Source organism: Bacillus sp. MN7755 (assembly GCF_054771475.1).
Window position 1 is genome coordinate 175,968 of the sequence record NZ_BTRL01000001.1, and the last position, 25,392, is coordinate 201,359.

General features: G+C 35.0%; 19 protein-coding genes and 1 other RNA gene. 4 read left to right on the plus strand and 16 right to left on the minus strand.

Features of this window, described 5'->3' with window-relative positions; translation table 11 throughout:
- Positions 1–279: 279 nt before the first annotated feature.
- The 5 genes from ACYVEC_RS00985 to ACYVEC_RS01005 form a co-directional block, all read right to left on the minus strand.
- The gene (locus ACYVEC_RS00985) at positions 280–957 is read right to left on the minus strand and encodes a response regulator transcription factor (protein ID WP_063221761.1); all 678 of its coding nucleotides are present in this window, start codon (positions 955–957) and stop codon (positions 280–282) included.
- 573 nt (positions 958–1,530) lie between these two features.
- Positions 1,531–2,436, minus strand: a complete 906-nt coding sequence (locus ACYVEC_RS00990) for a TniQ family protein (protein WP_460505363.1) — start codon at positions 2,434–2,436, stop codon at positions 1,531–1,533.
- 4 nt (positions 2,437–2,440) lie between these two features.
- Positions 2,441–3,586 carry an AAA family ATPase gene (locus tag ACYVEC_RS00995; RefSeq protein ID WP_460505365.1) on the minus strand — a complete coding sequence of 382 codons (1,146 nt, stop codon included), beginning with the start codon at positions 3,584–3,586 and terminating at the stop codon, positions 2,441–2,443.
- Positions 3,587–3,593: 7 nt separating this feature from the next.
- The gene (locus tag ACYVEC_RS01000; RefSeq protein ID WP_460505367.1) at positions 3,594–6,098 is read right to left on the minus strand and encodes a TnsA endonuclease N-terminal domain-containing protein; all 2,505 of its coding nucleotides are present in this window, start codon (positions 6,096–6,098) and stop codon (positions 3,594–3,596) included.
- Between the two features lie 162 nt (positions 6,099–6,260).
- On the minus strand, positions 6,261–7,541 hold the full coding sequence (locus tag ACYVEC_RS01005; protein WP_460505369.1) for a TniQ family protein: 1,281 nt from the start codon (positions 7,539–7,541) through the stop codon (positions 6,261–6,263).
- A 209-nt stretch (positions 7,542–7,750) separates the two neighbouring features.
- On the opposite strand from ACYVEC_RS01005, the gene ACYVEC_RS01010 reads away from it, so the two are divergent.
- Genes ACYVEC_RS01010 through ACYVEC_RS01020 form a run of 3 tightly spaced genes read left to right on the plus strand, consistent with a single transcriptional unit; the run spans position 7,751 to position 13,549 of the window.
- Positions 7,751–9,325, plus strand: coding sequence for a type I restriction-modification system subunit M (locus ACYVEC_RS01010; RefSeq protein ID WP_460505371.1), 1,575 nt, complete (start codon positions 7,751–7,753; stop codon positions 9,323–9,325).
- Positions 9,322–10,506 carry a restriction endonuclease subunit S gene (locus tag ACYVEC_RS01015; RefSeq protein WP_460505373.1) on the plus strand — a complete coding sequence of 395 codons (1,185 nt, stop codon included), beginning with the start codon at positions 9,322–9,324 and terminating at the stop codon, positions 10,504–10,506. The genes ACYVEC_RS01010 and ACYVEC_RS01015 overlap by 4 nt, the downstream gene beginning before the upstream one ends.
- Positions 10,499–13,549: a type I restriction endonuclease subunit R gene (locus tag ACYVEC_RS01020; RefSeq protein WP_460505375.1), complete on the plus strand. Its 3,051-nt coding sequence runs from the start codon at positions 10,499–10,501 to the stop codon at positions 13,547–13,549. The genes ACYVEC_RS01015 and ACYVEC_RS01020 overlap by 8 nt, the downstream gene beginning before the upstream one ends.
- Positions 13,550–13,689: 140 nt before the next feature.
- Here ACYVEC_RS01020 and ACYVEC_RS01025 read toward each other — a convergent pair whose 3' ends face one another.
- The 10 genes from ACYVEC_RS01025 to ACYVEC_RS01070 all read right to left on the minus strand — a co-directional run bounded on the left by ACYVEC_RS01025 (position 13,690) and on the right by ACYVEC_RS01070 (position 22,757).
- Complete coding sequence (locus ACYVEC_RS01025) at positions 13,690–14,763, minus strand: DUF4238 domain-containing protein (RefSeq protein ID WP_460505377.1); 1,074 nt, start codon at positions 14,761–14,763, stop codon at positions 13,690–13,692.
- A gap of 109 nt (positions 14,764–14,872) precedes the next feature.
- Positions 14,873–15,472 carry an SLATT domain-containing protein gene (locus ACYVEC_RS01030; RefSeq protein WP_460505379.1) on the minus strand — a complete coding sequence of 200 codons (600 nt, stop codon included), beginning with the start codon at positions 15,470–15,472 and terminating at the stop codon, positions 14,873–14,875.
- Between the two features lie 12 nt (positions 15,473–15,484).
- Positions 15,485–16,363 (minus strand): SMODS domain-containing nucleotidyltransferase, encoded by an 879-nt coding sequence (locus ACYVEC_RS01035; protein ID WP_460505381.1) that lies wholly within the window; start codon positions 16,361–16,363, stop codon positions 15,485–15,487.
- 193 nt (positions 16,364–16,556) lie between these two features.
- Positions 16,557–16,911, minus strand: a transfer-messenger RNA (tmRNA) gene (gene ssrA / locus ACYVEC_RS01040).
- 126 nt (positions 16,912–17,037) lie between these two features.
- Positions 17,038–17,505, minus strand: a complete 468-nt coding sequence (gene smpB / locus ACYVEC_RS01045; RefSeq protein ID WP_001123906.1) for an SsrA-binding protein — start codon at positions 17,503–17,505, stop codon at positions 17,038–17,040.
- A 370-nt stretch (positions 17,506–17,875) separates the two neighbouring features.
- On the minus strand, positions 17,876–20,326 hold the full coding sequence (rnr, locus tag ACYVEC_RS01050; RefSeq protein WP_098555233.1) for a ribonuclease R: 2,451 nt from the start codon (positions 20,324–20,326) through the stop codon (positions 17,876–17,878).
- 142 nt (positions 20,327–20,468) lie between these two features.
- On the minus strand, positions 20,469–21,209 hold the full coding sequence (gene estA, locus ACYVEC_RS01055; RefSeq protein ID WP_161940515.1) for a carboxylesterase: 741 nt from the start codon (positions 21,207–21,209) through the stop codon (positions 20,469–20,471).
- Positions 21,210–21,371: 162 nt separating this feature from the next.
- Positions 21,372–21,605 (minus strand): preprotein translocase subunit SecG, encoded by a 234-nt coding sequence (secG, locus tag ACYVEC_RS01060; protein ID WP_000557263.1) that lies wholly within the window; start codon positions 21,603–21,605, stop codon positions 21,372–21,374.
- 94 nt (positions 21,606–21,699) lie between these two features.
- Positions 21,700–22,392 carry an LrgB family protein gene (locus ACYVEC_RS01065; RefSeq protein ID WP_098555234.1) on the minus strand — a complete coding sequence of 231 codons (693 nt, stop codon included), beginning with the start codon at positions 22,390–22,392 and terminating at the stop codon, positions 21,700–21,702.
- The gene (locus ACYVEC_RS01070; protein WP_063221765.1) at positions 22,389–22,757 is read right to left on the minus strand and encodes a CidA/LrgA family holin-like protein; all 369 of its coding nucleotides are present in this window, start codon (positions 22,755–22,757) and stop codon (positions 22,389–22,391) included. Before ACYVEC_RS01070 ends, ACYVEC_RS01065 begins: the two co-directional genes overlap by 4 nt.
- Before the next feature lie 321 nt (positions 22,758–23,078).
- On the opposite strand from ACYVEC_RS01070, the gene ACYVEC_RS01075 reads away from it, so the two are divergent.
- Positions 23,079–24,029, plus strand: coding sequence for a nucleoside hydrolase (locus ACYVEC_RS01075; RefSeq protein ID WP_063221766.1), 951 nt, complete (start codon positions 23,079–23,081; stop codon positions 24,027–24,029).
- 50 nt (positions 24,030–24,079) lie between these two features.
- Here the strand turns inward: ACYVEC_RS01075 and eno are convergent, their stop codons facing one another.
- A complete protein-coding gene (gene eno / locus ACYVEC_RS01080) occupies positions 24,080–25,375 on the minus strand; it encodes a phosphopyruvate hydratase (RefSeq protein WP_060632838.1) in 1,296 nt (431 codons plus the stop codon).
- Positions 25,376–25,392 lie beyond the last annotated feature (17 nt).

Here is a 25,392-nt window from a genome sequence, read left to right on the forward strand (position 1 = left end):
TGATAATCATTTTCATTTGAACATCCTGTAAATAAGTATAGTCATTAATTCTGTGAAAATCTTGTGAATGGTGTGAGTTAATAAAATTAAAGATAAATTTGATACGGTCTCAACTAATGCGCATCAGATCCATCCCCCCACACATACTAATCGATAGGCTCACACCTTATAAACCATGATTTCTACTGCAAAAAAATGACCATTTCCTGATAGCAATCTTCTTTTTATAGTTTCTGTCTTTTCATATTTCACAGAAACTACTTTATTATCTTATGTTTATCATTCAACCATTGAATATCCCCTGCCATGTATCGTTTGAATATATCTATCTTTCTTCTCGCACTTTAACTTTTTTCTTATATACCCAATATATAAGTCTACTACATTTGGATTTACTACTACGTTATGTCCCCAAACCTGATTCAAAAGCATTTCACGGCTCAATATTGTATTTTTATTCTTGATTAAAAATACAAGTAAATCATACTCCCGCTTCGTAAGCGAGAGATTTTTACCACCTTTTTTCACAATATTGCTAGATGCATCAACAAAGAGATCTTTAAACTGAAAAAAGTTTATCTCATTTTGCTGGTTACAGTCACTTCTTCTTAAAATAGCTTGAACCCTTGCTACTAATTCTTCTTTCGCAAATGGTTTTCTTATATAATCATCTGCTCCTGCTTGTAACCCTGCTACGCAATCCTTGCTAGAAATATTGTCAGTCACAATAATGATCGGTGTCGTTTTAACAAGTCGTATTTGTCTGCAAATTTCTGGTCCGGATATGCTTAATGAATCCCAATCTAATATGATAATATCCCAATCTTGTTCATATATTATATTTAAACCTTCGTTTTCATTGTGAAGTTTTAAAATGAAATAGCCTTCTTGCGTTAAACCGCTTACGATTTTCTTTGCTAAAGACCGTTCATTTTTAATTACTAACACCTGCCTCACCGATGGTTCACCTCTACTTCAATATCACTTAGTTAGATAAAAAATTATCCCTCAAAAATAATTTAAGATTTATAAATATTAAATTCCTAAAAAATCCATTAAAACAGCTTATTAGGAGAACTCTATATAATCTTACAATATGTATGGATAAAAACACAAAACATATGAAGATTTGAATAAATTAAAAATTTAATAACCGCTCGCCAATCGGGCGCTTACGGGCAGCTATAGTATCTACCTGCTTATCATCAATAACTATTTATACTGGAACTTTTTCCATAAAAAGACTTAAGCATTTTATAAAACTACAAAACAAAAAGAACCATAAACTTGCCGTTCAGGCAAACTTATGGTTCTTATCATACATGTGACTTTACCCATAAAGTTGCCGCTAAAAGAAGCATAACTTTGCCGGAAATCACATGTTATTGAGAAGATTTGGTTGATTATTCGAGGAAAAAGGAAGCATAACTTTGCCGTGGATTAATTATTAACCCATAAGCTTGCCTTGAATTTTACAACAAGACAAATAAAAATACCTATTATCAGTATGAGGTATTTAATCTTACTATTTTAGTCATTAGAACTTTTATACGACAAGTTCAGTAACTTTAACAATGGAATTTTAGTATACAGGCTTAATGATAAAAGTGCTTGTAGTGATATCCTTTGCTTTCTAAGCATAATTGCTTTTAGAGTCATAGGATGTATGCCTGCCGCTTTACAAAACTGGCGATGGTCACTTTGAAAAAGAACTGTTACATACTGTCCAAGCATTAAAGAAATCTCTTCTATTGTCGGAGGAACAATGTATGGAGCTACTTGTAACAGTTCTCCTATACTTTTACTAATCCATTCCTCTCTTTGAGTTATCTCATATTGCTTTTCCAAAAAATCATATTCTCTTTGTCCTAACCAATTACCACATGCATAACAATGACCCCGAGACTGTCTAATAGCTACTTGTTCTCTCCTACATTTTGGATTAGGACACAAAGCTTCTAATTTTCTTTTATGCTTCAAACATACAGTGGCACAGTCAAAATACCAAATAAATGGTTCATATATTTCTTCACCAACCTTCTTCCATTCATCAAGACAGTGGGGACACCACTTCTTATAAAAATTATATAAATTCTGAGAATATACAACTTCCTTCCAAGTTAGCATCGTCATGTACTTAAAACCTTTTTGTAACGTTAACAGTTCTAAGGATTCAGCAATTATCGATGTACTTTTTGCCATACTATAATAAGAAGTCTGGTTGATAAAACTTCCCTGTTGAGGTTCTTTAGAAAGTAAGTTACGCTTCTCTGGATGCAAAAAAATAATATGAGAAACAAGGGTTCTTAATTTAACATTATGCGCATCAGCAAGTCTTTTAAGATAACTATTTAAACATTCAACCATTGGAGTACCAATATTTATAGGTTTTATAGGATAGAAATAACTAACTGTTGGCTTTTTAGATATATCCATACTTTTAGCCTTCCATATAATCTTGTTTACCTACAGGATCTCTTTTTGGATTACGCATTCCTACCTTCCCCCCTCTAGTTGCAACTGTTTTTTTCGCTTGCTTTTCCTCTCTCTCTTTTAATCCTATTTTATATAAGAAATTCATCCTATGTTGTTCATTTTCATCAAATAAAGCTTCACCTTGTTCAATTTCCCCATACAACATTTCTAAAGCCTGGATTGGCATAGCATATTTATGTAGCATTTCTTCTGTAATAGTGCTTTTTTGATTATGAAGAGCATCTCCGAGACAACGAGTTAACCAATCTTTTAATATACCTACACAACCCAATGTACGCTCATAAATAAAATCTGCATGCTGTAATAAATTCGGTTCTTCTTCTAGAGGCATGTTTTTTTGCAACATACGAATCACTGATAAAAATGTACGGTATTCATCTACATTACTGGCTTTATATCTTGGGAAGTGTATACTAATTGTCCTACGACTAAGCTGAGCACTTAAATTAAAAAATTCTTTCAATTCATATGTACCAACTAATATGTGAGGTACTTTTGTTTGATTTGCTAAAGACTTAATAGTATCTAGTTGATTTTGTAAACTTTTAGATCCTGATACTTTTAGCAAATGTTGCGCTTCATCCAATATACAAGCTACAGGTCTTCGAAACTTAAATGCGTTCTCAAGTGAGCTTCTTAACGCATACCAGGTAGATTTGCTATGATAGTTAATTGTAGAATTTCGCACCTTATCCTTTTGATTTTCTATAATAACCTTATGATTTATAAGTGGTTCCTGTAATGCCTCTAAAGTTCGATAATAATAATCTTTCCAAGTAAATTTTCCAGAATCAAATCCTACAACTTCAGTTCTTACTATAGGGATTCTCCCTCGATCCCTTACTAATTCTTCCTTCATTTGTTCAATGAAATATTCGTCTAACACTTGAGCTAAAGTGGTTTTTCCCACCCCACTGGGTCCAAGAACTAAAAAGATAAAAGTTCCCGCCGGATTAAGGATACAAGATATAAGTTGTTCTTTGACTTGTTTAATTATAGTATGTTCTACCACAAGACTTTCAAATTGCTTTAACTTTTTATCTTGTTCAACAAATGAAGGTCTATTCTCATTCTCTTTATATTTATTCATCTTAATTTCAGCCTCCCTTCTTATAGATATCAAACTCTTGAAATTCCATATTTTCCAATAAATCTTTAGCTTTTGATGAAATAGAAGAAGGGTATTGTTCTTCAAATTCGTTCTGATCCCCTTTAGAAGACAATTGTTTCTTCATATTCTCTGCCATTAATTTCTCTTTTTCCTCAATATTATTAATAAATTCAGCAATTTTCTTAGCTGTGATTGCATACCCTTTGACGTGATTTTGTTTTCTTTTCTTAATTTCTTCCATAGCTAATTTTAGCTCTCGTTCTGTTTTCCCTTTTAATTCATGATAATATTCAGAGGTACACGTTACCCATTTTTTGTTTACATACGCGTAAGCAATTCCGATATTAAATGGATCATATCTCACAGGTACACTTTTCGCCTCAAGTATAGAATTATTTAAAGCAGGACTCCAATAATTTATATAATTCACTTTAATACCTGTACGTAAATTCACTTTAGCTACCCCATTCCTTGTAGACGGCAAAGTAGTAACGATAAAGTTTTCATCATACGAGATGAAATCAAGTTTCCGCTCTCCTGTTCTATATATGCCTTCATTAAATGCTTCATTAGGCGTAAGCCCTTCCAATGATGGATGTACATTATCACTGTATACCTCCACTAGCCATTTACCAAACACACCTTCCAAATTTTCCAAAGTCCATATCGCGTGATTTACAGGATTTACAGCCTTGGTAACTTGTCGAACATTCTTCATAATTTGAGTATTTCCCCTTAGATTATGAAGGAAATTAGAATTCGAGGTGCCAAACAATCTTTCAATTACACTTCCAAATCTAGCTTTTGCTGGTAGTCTTACTTTTTTGTTAATTTCGTACATAGCTGTAAATGTCTCGAAATAAATGCTGTGAAATTCTTTTCCTCCGTCCACTACAATAGATTGCGGAAGTCGATGATATTTACGCACACATTCTCTCAATGCTACCATCACTGATCTGTAACTAGGTGACTCGAAGGTAATATAATGGGAAAGAACCATTCTAGAGTATGCATCCACTAATAATGTTAGCCACGGTCTTCCTAATACTTTACCCGTCCTAGAACATACAACCTGAATATCTAACTGTGTATGATCTATATGTGTAATCTCAAAAGGTCTATCCCCATGTTTGGGAACGCTTCTTTCTAAGTTCCAATAAAACGGCTCATGCTTATAAGCAGACCGTTCTCCTTGTCTTTTCTTGACTTGTTCATATCGATTTCTATTTTTAATAGCCTTACAAAATGTTTTAAAGCTTGGAACAGAAATATTTTTACTTTCACATAGAATGACTAGTTGTCCGTATACGATTGTTTTATTCTTCTGTTTAAGATTCTCATATTCCCTTTCAATTACTTCTTCTATTAGAGCTATTGTTTCAGTTGGAAGCTTTTTCTCTCGATTACCCTTGCTTTGATTTTTAGCTAATAAACCTATATATCCATTTCCATATATCTGTTGAGCCTCTTTGTAGTCTTTTACCCACTGTCTCAAAGTTCTTTCAGAAACTTCACTACTAGGTATTTTTTCATTATTTAATTTTCGCTTAACTACATTTATCTTTCTATTAGCCTTTGCCAACTCTTCTGGCCCCATTTCTAATATATTTTCTATAAAGGGCGCATATTTTCTACTCTCCTCTTTTTCATTTTTGAGATCTATCCTACCGTTATTCAGCAACTCTATAAAATGTATTTTAGGTAATTCTAATAATCCATTGTCATCCGAATAAAGCGAGATTGATTGAAAGCCTACATTTACAATCCTCCAAACAATTCCGTCCCACATAACTGTCGCATTAACATCTATTGTTACAGCTGTTACAGGATGAATATTTTCAGTTTTTGTTGAATTAATACTTTCAAATGCCTTATTATGCTGTTCACTCAAAAAAATCGGTACATCATTAGAATTGGCAATTATATATTTCACCAGGTCCACATATATTTCATTCTTCACAATCAATGTATATACATCATCAGCATTTGTTGTTTTTAAAGAAGCAAGTAGTTTGGATAATTTCATTCCTAAATTCGAAGAAAGAATATTAATGATCTCTTTTTTCTTGCCTTCTGGTACTGTATAATCTCCATTCTTGAGATACGCCTCTAGAAATATAAGATTTCTGTGCACGTTTAAATCTATTTCAGCTGATGACCGCACAACAAAATCTAAACCTAATTGACTGGCTGCAATTTCTGCGGGGGGACATCTCCAATTCCCCTCTTCATCTTTGCAGTACCTTACTGGATCTTTTTCTGAAAGCTTAATTAGTTGTTCTTCTGTTTTCCATTCTTCAATCTGTACACCATCTTTTCTTAACACTAAAAAATCTGGGGTATAATAAAAGGCAATTCTCTTACCATTTTCCCGAGAATAATCTAACTTTAGGGTAATAGGCTGATCATAATATTCAAGTACATCATCATCATATTCCATTACGTACATAGCGACTAGTTCAACAGTATAACTCTCATATTGAATAGACATCCCCATTTTCTTACTTGGGTATTTCCCTGATAAGTTTTTTTTCGAACTTCTAACACTACGAGAAGGCGGTGATGTCCGGATTTTTTGAATTGTACTAACCGCCTCTTTGTTGAAATCCAACAAAATACACCAGCTTTGAAACTCCTGTTCACTTAACATGACTTACCTCCTATCATTAGAAAATTCATTTTGCATCAATACATTCAAATATTCTCTTAACTTCTTATCTTTAAGTAATCCTGGCTTATGAGCAATTTCTTCTATCTTTCTTCTACTCGGATACACACCGTGCTTTCCTAGAATTTCAACACAGTTATCAATTATTAAGCAATTATCTTCATAAGCCTGTTTTGTTCGTCTTTTAATAAATTCTTTATTCTTTGCAGAAATAATCTTGCATAAGTCTGGAAAATGTTCATACAGTGTTCTTTTGGGGTAGCCTATCAACTTAGCTAATTCAGTCATAGATATAATTCGTTCTGAATTGCTGGCATATTCCCTAAGTATGGACAATGCCCTAGCCCAATCAAATCTAATTTCTCTTGTACCCCGATTCCTTAAAAGATTCTCTACGTTCAAAATAATTAGATTTTTATTTGTACTGATATCTTGGGTATAGAAATAAACCGGTGAAATATCAAATAAGCTACATATTTCAAGCATCCTAGGAAGGGGTGGTAAAACTTTTCCTTTACACCAATCCCAAAGAGTCGTTTTTGCTAAATTTAAGTTCTTCGCAAACCTTTGTAGATTCCCCTGTTCATAAGTTTCAACAAGGTAATTTAAATTTCTAATGATTTGTTGTCTATTCCCTGAAACTGATAGCTCTTCCTTATGTTTTATAAATTGTTCCGCCATTAAAGTTATTTTGTAATTAAAATCTAGATTGTGTAAATTTTGATCGCTACCTTTTTCTATACCAAGCCATGTATTGCAATATACACAATATCCATTTTGACTTTTCCGGTGTAAAATGGGAGATTGTTTAGAACAAGAAGGACATTGCGTTTCTAATCTACGTTTATGCTTAAGGCATACCTTAACTACCTCAAGGTGCCACAATAATGGATTATAATGACTTTCTTCATTATTGATTTGCTCTTCATAACATACTGGGCACCAAGAAAGATGGGCCTTCAATAAATACCGTGATGGAATTACTTCCTTCAATCCCATTAATGTCAATTGATCCAAATGCTGTACTCCTGTTAAAACTTCTAAAACAGTTACCATATCTATAGCATTTTGTTCAAAAGCATTAATTGTCCGAGCACCATCGTAAAATCTATTTCCACCTCTTTTAACACTGTTAATAAGGAATTCTTTATCAAGAACTGGTGCAACGATATAAGAAAGTAACGATGACAGATGAACTTTATGTACTTCTGATAACCTAATTAAGTAACTTGTTAGGCATTCAATATAAGGACTTCCTACTCCCATAGGTTTGACTCCATATAATTCACTTCTTTTTGAATATGCATAATGCAATTTCAACACCGCACTTTGTAAAATATCCTATTACAAATATGGACATATATGTTCGTATATAAACTGCTAATTCTTCCAAATAAAACATTTATGAATCCTTATTCAAAAACTAGATGAATGGTATAATTAAATATAATGAATGTACTAGCAGGAGGATTATAATGAGTACTCAACCTAAAGCAGATATAAGCTTTCAAACAGATTTATTTGATGCAGCAAATCAATTACGTGGACCGGTTTCACCGGCTGATTATAAACACTATGTATTACCTTTAATTTTCATGAGATATCTATCATTGCGTTATGATAAACGCAAAGCACAGATTGAAGCCATGACAGATAATCCAGATAGCGACTTTTATGCAGCCGGAGATGAAATAATACGCGAGACTTTCCTTAGCATGGATGACCTATATAGATCTGAAAATGTCTTTATAATTCCCCAAAAAGCTCATTGGGATTATATCCGATCTAATGCAAATCAGCCTAATATTAAAGAAATTATCGATAACGCTATGAAATTAATCGAGGAAACAAACCCAGAACTACAAGGAACCTTACCTCGAATTTTCCAACGTGCAACTTCTTTACCTATTGAAAATGTCGCTCAGCTTATCACTATCTTTTCACGCGATGCTTTTAGCACATCTAACGAAAATAGTGTTGATGTACTAGGTCGAGTATATGAATACTTCATTGGAAACTTTGCATCTACAGAAGGACAACGCGGTGGTGAATTCTTCACACCAGCATCTATTGTAAATTTATTAGTTGCTATGCTTGATCCAAAGGAAGGAAAGGTCTTTGATCCAGCATGTGGATCAGGTGGGATGTTCATTCAGTCTGATGACTATTCTCAACATAATCGCAACTTGTCTTTTTATGGGCAAGAAATCAAAGAAAATAACGTACGTCTAGGTAAAATGAACGTATTATTACACGGTATTAATGCTGATATTCGTTTGGGTGATTCCCTACTAAATGACCAATTTCCTGATTTAAAGGCAGACTATGTTATCGCAAATCCACCTTTTAACATGAAAGATTGGGGTGCAGACCTTATTCCTAATGATGATCCTCGCTTCAATGTATTAGGATTAGAAGGTGTAAAAGTAACAGATAGCAATGCCAACTATGCTTGGATGCAGCATTTTTTATATCATTTAAGTAATGAAGGTACAGCAGGATATGTTATCGCTAATGGTGCGATGACAACAAATATTACAGGTGAAAAAGATGTTCGACAAGCATTAATTGAACAGGGTTATATTGATTGTGTTGTTCAATTACCAGAAAAGCTTTTCTTTACAACCGGTATACCATGCTGTTTATTCTTTTTAAGCAAAAATCGAGATGGAAAAAGTAAATATCGTGAGCGTAAACAAGAAATTTTATTTATTGATGCTCGTAAAATGGGTGAATTAGTATCACGCCGTCAAAAAGCATTAACAGAAATAGAAATTAATTCAATTGTAGAAACATATCATCAATTTAGAAATAAAAATAGTAAATATAAAGATCAAGCTGGATTCTGTAAAATAGCCTCTATCTCAGAAATACGAAATCAAGATTACAAATTAACTTCTGGTATTTATGTTGGATCAGAAATTCCAGACAGTGATGATATCCCATTTGAAGAAAAAATGGGTGAATTAATTGAAACCTTACGCGAACTATTCGAAGAAAATAATCGTCTTCAAGAAAAGATTTTTAATGACTTGGAGGGATTAATGTGAAGCACACGTTAATCAAATATAAACTGAGTGACCTATGTGAGATAACCATGGGACAAAGTCCCAAAGGTATAGATTGTAATACAGACGGGTTAGGGGTCCCTTTATTAAATGGACCAACAGAATTTAGTCATGAATTTCCTATTCCTGTTCAATTTACTACCTCCCCTAAAAAAATGGCTAATATCGGAGATATATTATGGTGTGTACGTGGATCAACAGTAGGTAGAAGAAATTTTGCAGATAAAGAATATGCAATAGGTAGAGGACTTGCAAGTATTAGAAGTAAATATGGTATTAATCATACTAAATTAGTAAGTTTGATATTGGATCAAAAATTATCATCTATCCTTCAATCTTCATCAGGAAGTACATTCCCTAATGTAAGTCGAACTCAATTAGAAAACTTAGAAATATTCCTTCCATCCATAGAGGAACAAATGACTATTGCAGATATATTTTCTTCGATTTTACAACAGGAATCTTTAAATTTAAAAATAAATAAAACTCTTGAAGAGATGGCACAAACATTATATAAGCATTGGTTTATCCAAGAAGATACTGAAGAAGAGATAGAATTATCACAAATAGTGGAGCTTAATCCTAGATTAACAATAAAAAAAGAGCAGATCTCCTCTTTTATTGATATGAAGGCCCTACCAATTAACGCTTCTTCTATTCAATATACATCTATTCAAAAAAAAGCGTTTTCCTCGGGAAGTAAGTTTCAAAATGAAGATGTGCTTCTAGCAAGAATCACTCCATGTTTTCAAAATGGAAAAGCAGCATTAGTAAATTGCTTAGAAGAAAATGAAATAGCCTTTGGATCAACGGAATTTTTAGTGTTAAGATCAAATAAGCATTCTTGCTCTATGTTTTTATATTGCTTATGTAAAGACCTTTCATTCTTAAAATATGCAGAAGGAAGTATGGTAGGATCATCTGGTCGACAGCGTATACAAAATGATTTTTTATTAAAATACAAGCTTCCTAAATTTACTCAAGAAAAAATGACTAACTTTAAGTTACAAACAACAACTTGGTTTAAAGTAATTGCGAACAATACATTGCAAAACTATAAATTAGCTGAAACTCGAAACTATCTCCTTCCTCTTCTTCTTTCTCGAGATATAGAAGTAAAAGAGGCCAAACAAATAATAAAAGAGGTGCTAACAAATGACTAGTCGGTTGTATGAATCAGATTTTGAACAAGCAACCATCGAGAGACTACAACAAGAAGGTTACACATACTTACCAGCGCATAAATGGATGACACGTAATGATTTACATGAAGTAATAATAAAGGAACGTTTAGCAACGTTCCTTTCTGATAAATATCAAATGATTCCATCTAATGAGATCCCTCGCTTAGTCTCATTATTAACCACAATAGATGGAGTAGATGTAGAAAAAAGAAATGCACGTTTTCATGAACTCCTAGTTAAAGGATATACTTTTTCTTATGAAAAAAACGGAAAAACAAAATATACAGATGTTAGTTTTATAGATTGGGGTGCCCCAAAAAATAACGATTTCATTGTTATGAACCAACTAGCAATCGAAGGCCGTTTTTCTCGCAGGCCTGATATTATCATTTATATTAATGGTATTCCATTAGTTGTTTTTGAATTAAAAAGCCCTTATCGTGAAGACCCCTCTGTTCGAGGTGCTCATTTACAATTACAACATTATGTAAAAGATATTCCACAACTATTTGACTACAACGCTTTTGTTGTCCTATCAGATGGAGTGCAAACAATGCACGGGATGCCCTTTGCTTCATTTGAATATTTTGCCGAGTGGAAGTCAAAAAATGGACGTACAATTGAAAATAATCCTGTATTATCTATGAAAACATTAATTGAAGGGTTATTTCCTAAGGATCGTTTATTGGAATACATTCAAAGATTTATTTTCTTTAAAACACAAGGACAGGCTAGTGTTAAAATCGGTGCAAAGTACCATCAATATTTTGGAGCAACGATTGCATACGAGGAAGCGTTACGGGCTTCTGGTCCAAATGGAAATAAAAAGATTGGAACGGTATTCCATAGTACCGGTTCAGGTAAATCTTTTACTATGCTATTTTTAGCAAATTTACTCCGCCGTTCAAAGGATTTAAAAAACCCAACAATTGTTTTACAGGTAGATCGCACAGATTTAGATGAACAATTATATAAAACATTTGTTAGTGCGGAAAGTTTTATAGGCAAGGTATTCCAAGCAAGTTCGGCAGATGATTTACGTGATTTATTACAAAATGAAGGTGGACAAATTGTATTATCTACAATTGAAAAATTTCGCTTAAAAGATGATGAAAATGAACACCCTGTATTATCTGATCGTTCTAATATTATTGTTATTGCTGATGAAGCACATCGCACTCAATATGGTGTAAAAGGATTTGCTGGGAACTTAAGACAAGCTTTACCAAATGCTTCTCATGTTGCCTTTTCAGGTACACCAATTTCTATGATCGGACGAGATACTACAGAACAATTTGGGCCTATAATTCATACATATGATATGGTTCAATCGGTAAACGATGGTGCAACTGTTAAATTAACATATGACTCTCGCTTAATTCCATTAGATTTAACTAATCTAAATATTGATGAGGAATTAGCTGACATCGTCGCTCATGGTTCAAATGATGATGCATTAGAAAAGTACAAGCGTCAATATGCAGCATTAAAAAAGGTCGTTGGAACACCGAAACGATTAGAGCAATTAGCAAAAGAAATTGTAAATCACTTTAATACGGCTAGCATTGAGCAGCCTTTTGCAAAAGGCTTAATAGTAACGATGAGTCGACATATTTGCGTAGCTTTATATGACCAACTAAAGAAAATACCTAATTGTCCACAAATGGAAATTGTTATGACAGGAGGAAGAACAGACGATCCAATAGAATGGAAAGACGTACAAAAAGGTAGCCAATACGCACATATAAAAAATGACGAAGAAAAGAAAGTTATCAAAGAAAGATTAGCAGATCCAAAAGATCCATTAAAATTATGCTTAGTTGTAGATATGTTCTTAACAGGCTCAGATTTCCCACCAATGACATTTCTATATGTCGACAAACCTATGAAAGGCCATAACTTAATTCAAGCAATCGCACGTGTTAACCGAGTGTTTCCAGAAAAAGAAGGCGGTCAAATTATTGATTTTATCGGTATTGTAGATCAATTAAAACAAGCGACAAAACAATATACAAATAGTATCGAGCCACCAAAAGAAGCTCTTTTTGATATGAAAGAAGCATTAGAGATATTTTGGGGGAATTTAGAGATTATACGACAATATGTACCAGTACATTTACGTCCGGCAGGTTGGCGTAAATTGAGCAAAATCGAGCAAGAAGATTTATTTGCAACACTGCTAGGAAAGTTTTTAGGTATGGATATAGAAAAAGATTTCTTAGAGGCTCAATTAAAATTATCTAAATCCTATAAACTTGTTTCTAACGAAATGGTTGTGAGACCTGTAGTAGATGAAATATTGCTTTATGAAATTGTAAAAACCCAAATACGTAAAATTAGTATGAAGGATTTTCAAGCGGAAGAGCAACTAGAACAAAAATTAAACAAATTGGTAAATGATAGTCTCGTAACTCGCCAAACTATTGATATATTTGCCGTTGCAGGTATAGAAAAACCAGATGTATCTATTTTAGATGATGCATTTACATTGGATGTACAAGATAAAAAACATGAAGATTTACGCTTAAAATTATTCAAACAATTATTAGAGGATCAGGTGAAATTAACATTCTCTAAAAACAAGGCAAAATCTCAAAAAATGAGTGAGCTATTAGAGAAAACAATAACTGAATACCATAATCGAATTATCAATGCAGCAGATGTAGTACGTATTATGACAGAAATGCGTAATGAGATGATGACAGAGGAACAAAAACGCAAAGATTTAGGACTAACCGAAGAAGAAGCTTCATTCTACGAGATTATCGCTAATATGGGTGAACATAGTTTTGAAAATAAGTTTATTGCTGATTTGGTTCATAAAGTAATTAAAGAAATGAAGAGAGAATTTCGTCCTGGCTGGACAGAGGTTCATCGTACCGATGTTTTAGCAAAAGTACGTATTGCCGTTACAAAAGTTCTTATTAAAGAAAAAGTTTCTGGTCAACAACTACAATTTATTATGAACGCGATTGTTGATGAAGCAAGGGAGAAATATAGAGATTGGCCTATTAATGCCTAACTAGAAGTTCTATCCTCTTTTTTATGAAAGGAGGATAGGACTTCTTATATTTCACGTTACAATACTGATGGATACTTTCCGTTAGGTGAAAATCTATTAATTCGATATTTGTATCTCTGGTAAAATAAACACATAATATATTATACACTCTGTTTGTCCATATACTCTTCAAAATCCTTAGCCACCTTTAAGAGTTCTTCACTTCTTACATGGACCGTTTTATTACCTAAATTATATTTCCGGGCTTTTTTTAACTCTTTTATAAAATTGAGCCTTAAATTCATTTTCTTGTCTTGGCCGTACATATGGATAAGAGCTCTATTCCTATTTTCTAATGCCTTATATTCATTGACATTTGCTTTTATATCATGCCTATATTCTGTAGCTTTTAAATAAACTTTTTTAGCTGTAAGCTCATCCATGTCTTGATTAAAATAAATATTTTTATAAGCATTCACACATTGCAGAATATTTAATTCCCTAATATCTCTTTCATTGTCTAACCAAACAATATCATTTTTTTTGTTACCTACTTTATATGTATCACCATCATAAAAAACAAGATATACTTTTGGACTAAGCGGGAAGAAAATTTGTAATCCTTTTGTGGCAAACCCCAAATTGCTTCCATGTGAGTTTCTATGCTCCAAAAATTGGTTATACTTTACTACAGGGTTATCTGATGTAATAAACGCTCGATTAGTTCTATTAAATATTAATTTACACTTTAAATCAGAAGCGACCGGAAGCATCTTTGCCGCAACACTTAAAATAAATGCTGGTGCATTAACATGTTTTACCGTGAAGTCATCTAACCTCTCTTTAACTCTAGGATCATCTTTAAATATAGTCTTAACAGCCTTATCAAGAAATTCATTTTGTGTATCTGCTGAATGCTCGGTTCTGACAGCTAAAAATATTGTAAAGATTAACATCAGATAGTAGTCATTTGATAAATATGCTGGCATAAATTTTTCAGATAAAATCTTATAAAATAGCTTTGAGGCCTCCCCCTCTAACTTTCCCAATCCATCTTCTATCCGACCATCCTTGCCATAAAAATAATCTTTATATGCTTGATTTTTCAAATTACCTTTTGCTATAAACATCTCTCTTTCAACATTAAATATCCCAATAGTCTTTTGATCCAAGTTATTCGAAAACATCTTCAGATAAAACCTTGGCACAAAATGTTGTTTTTTCTTTTTAGACACTAGACCACCTCTTCTAAATAAGCTTGAACATTAAACAAATTAATTTTTTAATAATAAAATTCATTATTTAGATAGTCATTTGATTAACTAAAAACCTCTTACATATAACTTATAATGTAAAAAACAAAATACAAGATACTACAATAATAACGAAAAGAAGAGTTTCAATATGACAAATTGGGTATTTATCTTTAAACCCTAATTTCAATTCTTTAATAACCCAGTTTGATTGCATAGTCTTAAAAAAAGCAATATGAGTCCACCAATGTGTAAAAATCGCCTGATTAGATAAAGAACATTGGTCAACGTCATCAATTATTTCCCTTCTTCTTCGTTCATAAGACTCCCAATTATTTATAGGTCCTTGCTGATTTTTTATTTCAAAATACATTTCACTTAGTTCATTAAAATAACGTAACATTTTTTTGCCTACAATATTATATTCCTGTTTGTTATCTCCTAACAAATCAAGAACTAACCCTATAATACCTACAGCAATTAACGAAATTGATATAAAATCTTTTACTCCTTCATTATCAACTGATTTATACCAAATAGATAGCTGATACACACCTATAATAGTAACTAGGATACTAATCAATCGTGGAAAAACACGATATATATCGTATGTTACAAAATGTTTTTTCCCTCCAAACCCTATATTATAAGCAGTTCGAGCTATATTATGTAATAACGTTTCTTTATCCATCTCTTTTCCCCACTAGCCTACATATGATTTCCCGAATATTTCTTGCCACTTCTCTTTTGCTGAATATGTATAACCTTTTTCATCATATTCAATTGCTTCGATTGTAGTTTTATATGCTTGTTTTGCTTTATACTCAAAATTACCTCTTCGCCAAACATATTGTTTACTTCCCCAGGCCAACCAGTACTCTTGTTTAGGATTGCACTCAGAAAGATATTTAAAAAAGTCTCTAGCCATCCAATCATAGTAAATGTATGATTTATCATTGTGCTCCCAATCTTTCATAAAATTCATTACTAATGTCTCTATTAACAATCCACTAATCGGTACATTATTTTTATTTTTCCAAGTCTTCACCATACGTACAAGGTGTTTGACTTTCTTGTTATACATTTTATTCTGTTCATTTATAGCCTCTATTTCAAGTATAGGCTTACAAATTTTCCAACTTCCTCCATTGTTAGAATCAGCATATGTATAACTTTTTTCCCCTTCATTTAAAAAGGCAGGTACAATCTCAAATTTAACACCATCGCTAAAATTTACTACTACAACTTGCCCGTCCCCACCAATTTCTGTATTAGGATAGGTTGATTTTATAGAATTACGTACCGCTTGTAATAAAGCTGATTGGCCATTACCTATATAACCATTATATTTTGCATACATATCATATGGTAAAACCATTAATAAATCTACATCACTAAAACCTTTGATATCCGTTCCCCTTCCATAAGAACCTACATATCTAGAATTTGATGTGGAACTATCTAAACCCCTAAAGTCCAAATTAATTCTTTTAGTAACACGTTTACATCTTTCAGAAACAATAGCATGATTAGTTGTTCTCAAATTATTAGTAAATGCCTTGAAATTTTCAGCTACACCCATGTCACTTCTCCTCTACTTAAACGTAAACTTACAATAATTTATATGAATTAAAAAATTTAGAAATTAAAGTTAATTATAACATAAAAATTGGAAGCATAAGTTTGCCGCAAACAAAAAGAACCATAAACTTGCCGTTCCGGCAAACTTATGGTTCATATCACAATACAAAATAAAAAAACCACCAAATATGTATTGGTGGAGACGGTGGGAGTCGAACCCACGTCCAAAAATATCGGCACTTAAGCTTCTACGAGTGTAGTCGATATATTAGCATTTCGCAAACTCTTCGGCCTATCGACAGGCTTCCAAGTTGCTAGTCTGGTTGTTCTCTTCCTTTGTCCTCAGACGGCGAACTCCGGCGTAGTCCACTTAGTTTGAGTCCCTTACCCTACCACATGGACGATGGAGGGAGGAACCTTTAGTGCAATTAAGCAGCTAAAGAAAGATTGTTTTGTTTGCCAATTATAGGCTTTGACGTTTTAACGAGGCCGATCCCCTCGACTCGCAACCTAAGCTCGAACTATCCCTGTCGAATCCGTAACGTCCCCATGATAAAAATGGAGCATACGAAGAAAATTTCGTGATAGCTACTAAGAGCTGTTTTTCAATGTGCAACAATCTTACATAAGTTATTATAACATACGCGCGCCGTTTTACAAATGTAAATATCTGTATTACATCTTTTGACGATCACGGAACGCGCGTGCAATTTCACGTTTAGCTTCTTTCTCTTTTAAATCGTGACGCTTATCATATTGTTTCTTACCTTTTGCTAAACCAAGTGCCATTTTCGCGAATCCATTTTTTAAATAGATTCTAACTGGAACTAATGCATATCCTGTTTCTTTTGAAGCACCCATTAACTTCTCGATTTCTTTTTTATGAAGAAGTAACTTTCTCGTGCGAAGCGGGTCATGGTTGAAACGATTCCCTTGCTCGTACGTACTAATATGCATATTATGAACCCATACTTCACCATTATGTACACGTGCAAACGCATCTTTCAAGTTCACGCGTCCAGCGCGAATCGACTTAATTTCCGTTCCTTGAAGGACAAGCCCTGCTTCGTATGTTTCTTCGATGAAATAATCATGAAATGCTTTTTTATTTTGTGCAATAACCTTACCTGAACCTTTTGGCATATAACGTCCCTCCTCTATTTTTACTATTGTAACAAATGTTAATAAAAAGCGAAAGTGGCTCGCTCAGAATGTGAGGTGGATGGAGCTTCTGACCTTGAGGTGCTCTTTACCTCTGGGGAAGAAGCGAAGCCGCCGAACATTCTAGCCACTGTAGCTGGATTCCTATAAAAAGCGAAAGTAGCTCACCCAGAATCTTTGGACATTGGAACTCCCGACAGAGTAACGCTTTTTGCTTCGTCCGAGGGAGTGAAATGGCCAACAGATTCTAGCCACTGTAGCTGGATTCCATAAAAGCGAAAGTGGCTCGCTCTCAAGCCACCAAGAAAAAAGAAAAAGCCCCGCTTTTCATCAAAGCGAAGCCATCTTTTTCTTACTTACGCTTTTTCTTTTTCTTCTTGAATCCTGGTACGTTTTCGAAGAATGCTTTTTTCTTCTTGCCGTTACCATCTTTTTTCCCTGACTGGCTAGCAGATGTGGATGTGGATGTGGATGCGGATGCAGATCCTCTTCCTTTTCCTGTGCCTTTACCTTTGCCACCACGGTCAAATTTTCTTCCTGTGCCACGTTCTCCGCCGCGCTCATTACTACGCTCGCTACGTCCACCGCGTTTCTTTCTGCCTGTTCTTGGCTGTTCGATAACGACTGGGCGGTCTTTGAACTTACGACGAGGCGTACCTTTCATGCCAACGATTTCAAAGTCGATTGCACGCTCATCTTTGTTTACGTTAATAACGCGAATTGTAATTTCGTCACCAATGCGGAATACGTTACCTGTACGTTCTCCGATCATTGCGAAATGTTGCTCATCATAACGGTAGTAATCATCCGTTAAGTAGCTAACATGTACAAGACCTTCGATTGTATTTGGAAGCTCTACGAATAAACCGAAGTTTGTTACAGAGCTAATCATACCGTCATACTCTTCGCCGATCTTATCAACCATATACTCTGCTTTTTTCATTTCGTCTGTTTCACGTTCTGCTTCAACAGCACGACGCTCCATATTAGAAGAGTGCTCTGCAATCTCAGGTAAGTTTTCACGCCATTTTGCTTGTGTTTCGTTGTCGACTTTACCGTTAATGATGTATTCACGAATTAATCGATGAACAATCGTATCTGGGTAACGACGAATTGGTGACGTGAAATGCGTGTAGAATTCAGTTGATAAACCGAAATGTCCTAAGCTATCCGAATCGTAACGAGCTTGCTTCATGGAACGAAGCATAACTGTTGAGATTACCACTTCTTCCGGTTGCCCTTGAACCATTTCAAGAATTTGTTGTAGTGCGCGAGGATGCACTTCATTCGCACGACCTTTTACTGCATATCCGAAATTCGTTACAAACTCGAAGAAACGCTCTAGCTTATCTTCTTTCGGATCTTCATGGACACGGTACATGAATGGTACGTTCATCCAGTGGAAGTGCTCTGCTACTGTTTCGTTCGCAACAAGCATAAATTCTTCAATTAACTTCTCTGATACAGAACGATCACGCATGACAACATCTGTCGGTTTTCCTTCTTCATCTACTAATACTTTCGCTTCTTTAAAGTCAAAGTCGATTGCACCGCGGCGCATACGTTTTTCACGTAAAATTTGTGCCAATTGACCCATCTCTTTAAACATCGGTACTAGCGGTTCATAGCGCTTGATTAATTCTTCATCCTCGTCTTCTAAAATGCTTCTTACGTCAGCATACGTCATACGCTCTGTCGTTTTAATTACACTTTGGAAAATCTCGTGTTTGACAACGTCACCTAAATTGTTAATTTCCATTTCACAAGATAGTGTCAGACGGTCTACTTTTGGATTTAATGAACAAATACCGTTCGATAGTCGATGCGGAATCATCGGAATTACACGGTCAACAAGATATACACTCGTCGCTCTTTCCGCTGCTTCTACATCAATTGGAGAACCTTCTTGAACGTAATGGCTTACATCCGCAATATGAACGCCAAGCTTGTAGTTACCGTTCTCCAGTTTTGTTACTGTAACAGCGTCATCTAAATCTTTCGCATCTGCACCATCAATTGTTACGATCATTTGGTCACGCAGGTCACGACGATCTTTTAAATCTTCTTCTGAAATCGTTTCTGGTACACTGTTTGCATGTTCCATTACTTCTTCAGGAAATGCTAAAGGTAAGTGATGTTTATGGATGACAGATAAAATATCTACTCCTGGATCATTTTTATGACCTAGAATTTGAATAACTTCACCTTCTGCACTTAAACGATTCTCTGGATAGCTCGTAATTTTCACAACTACTTTATGACCTTCTACAGCACCCATCGATGCACTTTTCAAGATAAAGATATCACTCGTCCAGCGCTTATTGTCAGGTATAACAAACCCAAAGTTTTTCGATTCTGTATATGTACCAACTAATTCTTTCGTGCCACGCTCTAAAATGCGTACAATTGAACCTTCTTGACGCGAACCACTCGATTGGGAACTAAGTCGTGCTAATACTGTATCGCCATGAAGTGCACCGTTTAACTCTGTAGGCGGGATGAAAAGATCATCGTCTCCTGTTTTCTTCTCGTCTGGTACAACGAATGCAAAGCCACGTGCATGTCCAATTAACTTACCGCGTACTAAATTCATCTTTTCAGGAAGACCGTAACGGTTGCTACGGGTACGAATAACAAGTCCCTTCTCTTCCATCATTACAAGTGCCTTTACAAAATCTTTAAAGCCCTCAGAACTTTCAATTCCAAATGCCTCTTCTAACTCTTGTATTGTTAATGGTTTATACGCTTCTTCTCTCATAAATAATAACAACTTATCAATATGTTCTTGTATGATTTCTTCCAAGCAAAAATACCTCCTTTAAAACCTTATATTATTTAGTGTATCCGAAAGATAGGGGATGTATAAAGCGAAACTTCAATACTCCCCTTATGATTTTTACAGTTTTCACAAAAAATTCCTTATGAAAAAAAGAGGCAACTAGATCTTACCAATCTAGTTGCTCCAAGAAGTTATATACATCCTCATGTAGCTCGTCACGTTGCTTATCAAGTGTAATGACATGCGTAGAGTCTTCATACCATTTAATGTCTTTTAACGTTGATTCTACACCGTTATAAATAATGTTCGCACTATCTGTATTAATCATTTCATCATGACGTGCTTGTACAACAAATGTCGGTGCATAAATCATGTCCACATTGTTACGTACGTCAGCAATTAATTGTTGTAATGCTTTTAATGTATTCATCGGTGTCTTTTGGAATTCCAACATTTCTTGTTCAATTTGCTCTGGTGATTTTTGCTCACGTTTTTTATATTCGTGGGCATATGCCAATATACCTTGGTACATCGTTTCTTCACTCTTAATATACATTGGTGCACACATTGGTACTACACCTAAAACCGGTACTGTATAGCCTAATTTTAGAGAAAATACGCCGCCAAGTGATAATCCAACGACAGCAATTTTCTCAAAACCTTTATCTTTTAAAAGCTGGTATGCCTCCGTTACATCTTGCCACCAATCTTCAGGACCTGTATGAACAAGCTCTTCTGGTGGTACACCGTGCCCTTTATAAATTGGCGCATGACAAGTATAGCCTTTCTTTTCTAAGAAACGCCCTAACATACGTACATCAGCTGAGTTTCCTGTGAAACCATGTAGTAATAAAACAGCGCGGTCTCCACCCTCAAATGTAAATGGTTTCGGAGATGCTAATTTCATCATGTACTTCTCCTCTTTCTCTTCTGTAATCTAGTCGTATTCTTTCTATATCTTAGTGTACCATATTTATATTTCTATAATCTAATTAGAAACATCTTTCAAATGGCAAAATAAAAAAAGAAGAACCATTAGTACAACTTACTAACGCTTCTTCTTTCAATTCTATAAATTTAAGTACGTAACAGCAATTGTTAATACGAAGAATAGCACAGCTAAAACAATCGTAATGCGGTTCAATACCGCTTCAATTCCACGTGCTTTTTGCTTACCAAATAATTGCTCTGCACCGCCTGAAATTGCACCTGAAAGGCCTGAGCTATTACTAGACTGCATAAGTACCATAACAATCATTAAAATCGATACAATAATAAGTAAAACGGATAATAACGTATGCACTTGGCGTACCTCCTACAAAGATTCAGTTATTGTAACTGTAGCATAAATCCTATAGAAAAGCGAGAGCAATAAGGTTGCTCTCGCTTTCCTTCTATTACATAAACGTCATTGCAAATAATGGTCCAAGCAAACATGTCAAAATTGCAGTTAATGTCATTGTTACCGATCCAATAACACCTTCATGTTCATTATTTTTCATCGCTCTCATGACGCCCATAATATGAGAAGCACATCCAAATCCGATCCCTTTACCAACTGAGTTTGTAACGCGGCTCCATTTTAATAAAAGCGGTCCTGTAATCGTTCCAGTAATACCTGCAATAACAACGAAAGCTGCTGTTAATGACGGTACACCACCAACTTGCTCTGAAACACTCATCGCAACTGGCATTGTCACCGATTTTGGTAAAGAAGATAAAATTAAGCTTTTATCTGTTCCCATAAGTGATGCAATGGCAAAATCACTTGCAATCGCAACTGTTGTACCTACTAATACACCACCAGCAATCGGCACAATATACTTTTGCAGAACGTGACGTTGTTTATAAAGAGGAATTGCAAATGCTACAACACCGGGTCCCAGCAGTTTTGCAATCCAGCCACCACCACTTTCCATATAATGTTGATATGGTATATCAAGTACGATAAATAAGAAAGCCATTAAACCTGTTGCTACAAGCATTGGAATGGTGAATGGTGTTGGAAATACTTTATAGATTTTTTTAGATAATTGATATAATAGCACCGTAAAAAGAACCCAACCAATTCCGATTAATATTTGGTTCATCGCGACTCTCTTTCCTTTCTATTCGCAAGATATTGTCCTGTATGTCCTGCGACAATAATAATTAAAAATGTACTCGCTACAACTGTAATAAAAAGTGAAATTCCTTTACTCATAAAAAAAGCACCGTAATTCATTAAGCCAAGCGTTGGCGGAATTAATAAAAACGGCATAATAGCAACGAGTGTTTCTGCTCCTAAATCGAACCATTCCACTGGAAGAACTTTTAGGCTAAGTAAAACAAGTAAGAGGAACATCCCAATCAAACTTCCTGGAATCGGAATATTTAACATTTCTTGTACCCAAGTTCCAACCATATAAAAAACGTAAAGAGCAGCAATTTGGACAAGAATCTTTGTAAATTTCATGTTCATCATCCCTCATGTTTATACGATCTTCTCTTAATATCTTTATCATAGTATAAATTGTAAAAAGCTGCAATTTATCAACTTGACAGCAAAAACAGTCTATGTTATACGCTTACAACCTTGATATGACTGTATTTCCAAGAGAAAATTAAGTCAAAAACCTTGACCTAATATAAGAAGTTTTTATTTTCTGAATTTTAAAGGTTGTTATTTCAATAAAATAATCTTTTTCTCCTTAAACTTACATATATATAAAGTGAAACTTTAATCACCTCTCACCAATCGAGCTTTTACGGGACAAACAACATAGGTGGTGAACATATGCCAAAAAAAGTTCTTATTTTTTGTGATCCTGGGATTGATGATACGATGGCTCTCCTCTTAGCATTCTTTATCGATGAAATAGAAATCATCGGTATTGTTGCTGATTACGGCAATGTTCCAAAAGAAATGGCCGTACAAAATGCTCATTTTCTTAAGAACGAAACAAAGAATAGAAATATCAAGATATTCGGTGGTTCAGAACGTCCGCTTACTGGTGCCCCCCCTGCTTTTTTTACAGATGTACACGGGACACAAGGGCTCGGTCCAATTATTCCAAATGGGAATGTGACTAATGGAGAAATGGAGAATTTTTTCGAGGTTATTCCTCTTATTGAACAGTATAAAGATGAATTAATCATTGTAAGTTTAGGAAGACTTACCTCCCTAGCAATTTTGATTATCATGTGCAAACAGTTAATGAAGCAAATTAAATCTTACTACGTAATGGGTGGTGCCTTTTTACATCCCGGTAATGTTACTCCTATTTCGGAAGCGAACTTTTATGGCGATCCTACTGCCGCTAATATCGTTCTTCAATCCACAGCTAACATGTACATATACCCGTTAAACGTCACCCAATATTCCGTCATTACACCAGAAATGGCCGAATACATTGAAGCAAAAGGAAAAGCCCCACTCGTCAAACCGTTATTCGATCATTATTACTACGGCTATTATAAAGATGCCTTACCGCATTTAAAGGGAAGCCCCTTTCATGACACACTGCCGATACTCGCTTTATTTGATAACTCTATGTTCACGTATCACAAATCACCTATTGTTGTCATGACGGAATCCTCTGCACAAGGAGCAAGCATTGGGGAATTTCGCTCTTTAGTGAACCAGAAGCCATTTATTGATTGGCCGGGTCATCAAATCGCCATTGATTTTGATTATAACCGTTTCTTTAAACATTTCATGTCACTTATGACGGGTGAACAATTTTAGCACAAAAAAACAGACCGTGATTTCTCACGGTCTGTCGTTATTTTCTACAATTATCGTTTGATGTTATAGAAAGATTTTACACCATCGTAAACAGCTACTTCGCCTAGCTCGTCTTCGATACGTAATAATTGGTTGTACTTAGCAATACGATCCGTACGGCTCATAGAACCAGTTTTGATTTGGCCAGCGTTAGTTGCAACTGCGATGTCAGCGATTGTAGCATCTTCAGTTTCACCAGAACGGTGAGATACAACTGCTGTGTAACCAGCACGTTTAGCCATTTCGATAGCTTCAAAAGTCTCAGTTAAAGTACCGATTTGGTTAACTTTAATTAAGATTGAGTTAGAGATACCTTTTTCGATACCTTCAGCAAGTTTTTGAGTGTTAGTTACGAATAAATCGTCACCAACTAATTGTACTTTATCACCGATACGATCAGTTAATAATTTGTGACCATCCCAGTCGTTTTCGTCTAAACCATCTTCAATAGAGATGATTGGGAAGTCTTTGCAAAGCTCTTCGTAGAAATCAACCATTTCTGCAGAAGTTAAGCCAGTACGGCCTTCACCTGCAAGGTCATATTTACCAGTTTCTTTGTTGTAGAACTCAGAAGAAGCAACGTCCATTCCTAAGAATACGTTCTCGCCAGCTTTGTAACCAGCTTTTTCGATAGCTTCGATGATTACTTCTAGAGCTTCACGGTTAGAACCAAGGTTTGGAGCGAATCCACCTTCGTCACCTACTGCAGTGTTAAGACCTTTGTCATGTAATACAGCTTTAAGTGCATGGAATACTTCAGCACCCATACGGATTGATTCTTTGAATGTTGGAGCACCAACTGGTAAGATCATGAACTCTTGGAAGTCTACGTTGTTATCAGCGTGAGAACCACCGTTGATGATGTTCATCATTGGAGTTGGTAATTGTTTTGCATTGAATCCACCAAGGTAACGGTATAATGGAAGACCTACGAAGTCAGCTGCTGCGTGAGCTACTGCCATAGATACACCAAGGATAGCGTTAGCACCTAGTTTACCTTTGTTTGGAGTGCCATCTAATTCGATCATAGCACGGTCGATACCAGCTTGGTCAGTTACGTCGAAACCAACGATTTCTGGAGCGATTGCTTCGTTAACGTTGTTTACTGCGTTCATAACACCTTTACCAAGGTAACGAGATTTGTCACCGTCACGTAATTCTACTGCTTCGTGTTCACCAGTAGATGCACCACTTGGTACGATAGCGCGTCCGAAAGCGCCGCTTTCTGTGTAAACTTCTACTTCTACAGTTGGGTTACCACGAGAGTCAAGGACTTCGCGAGCATAAACATCAATAATTGTTGACATAATAAATTCTCTCCTTT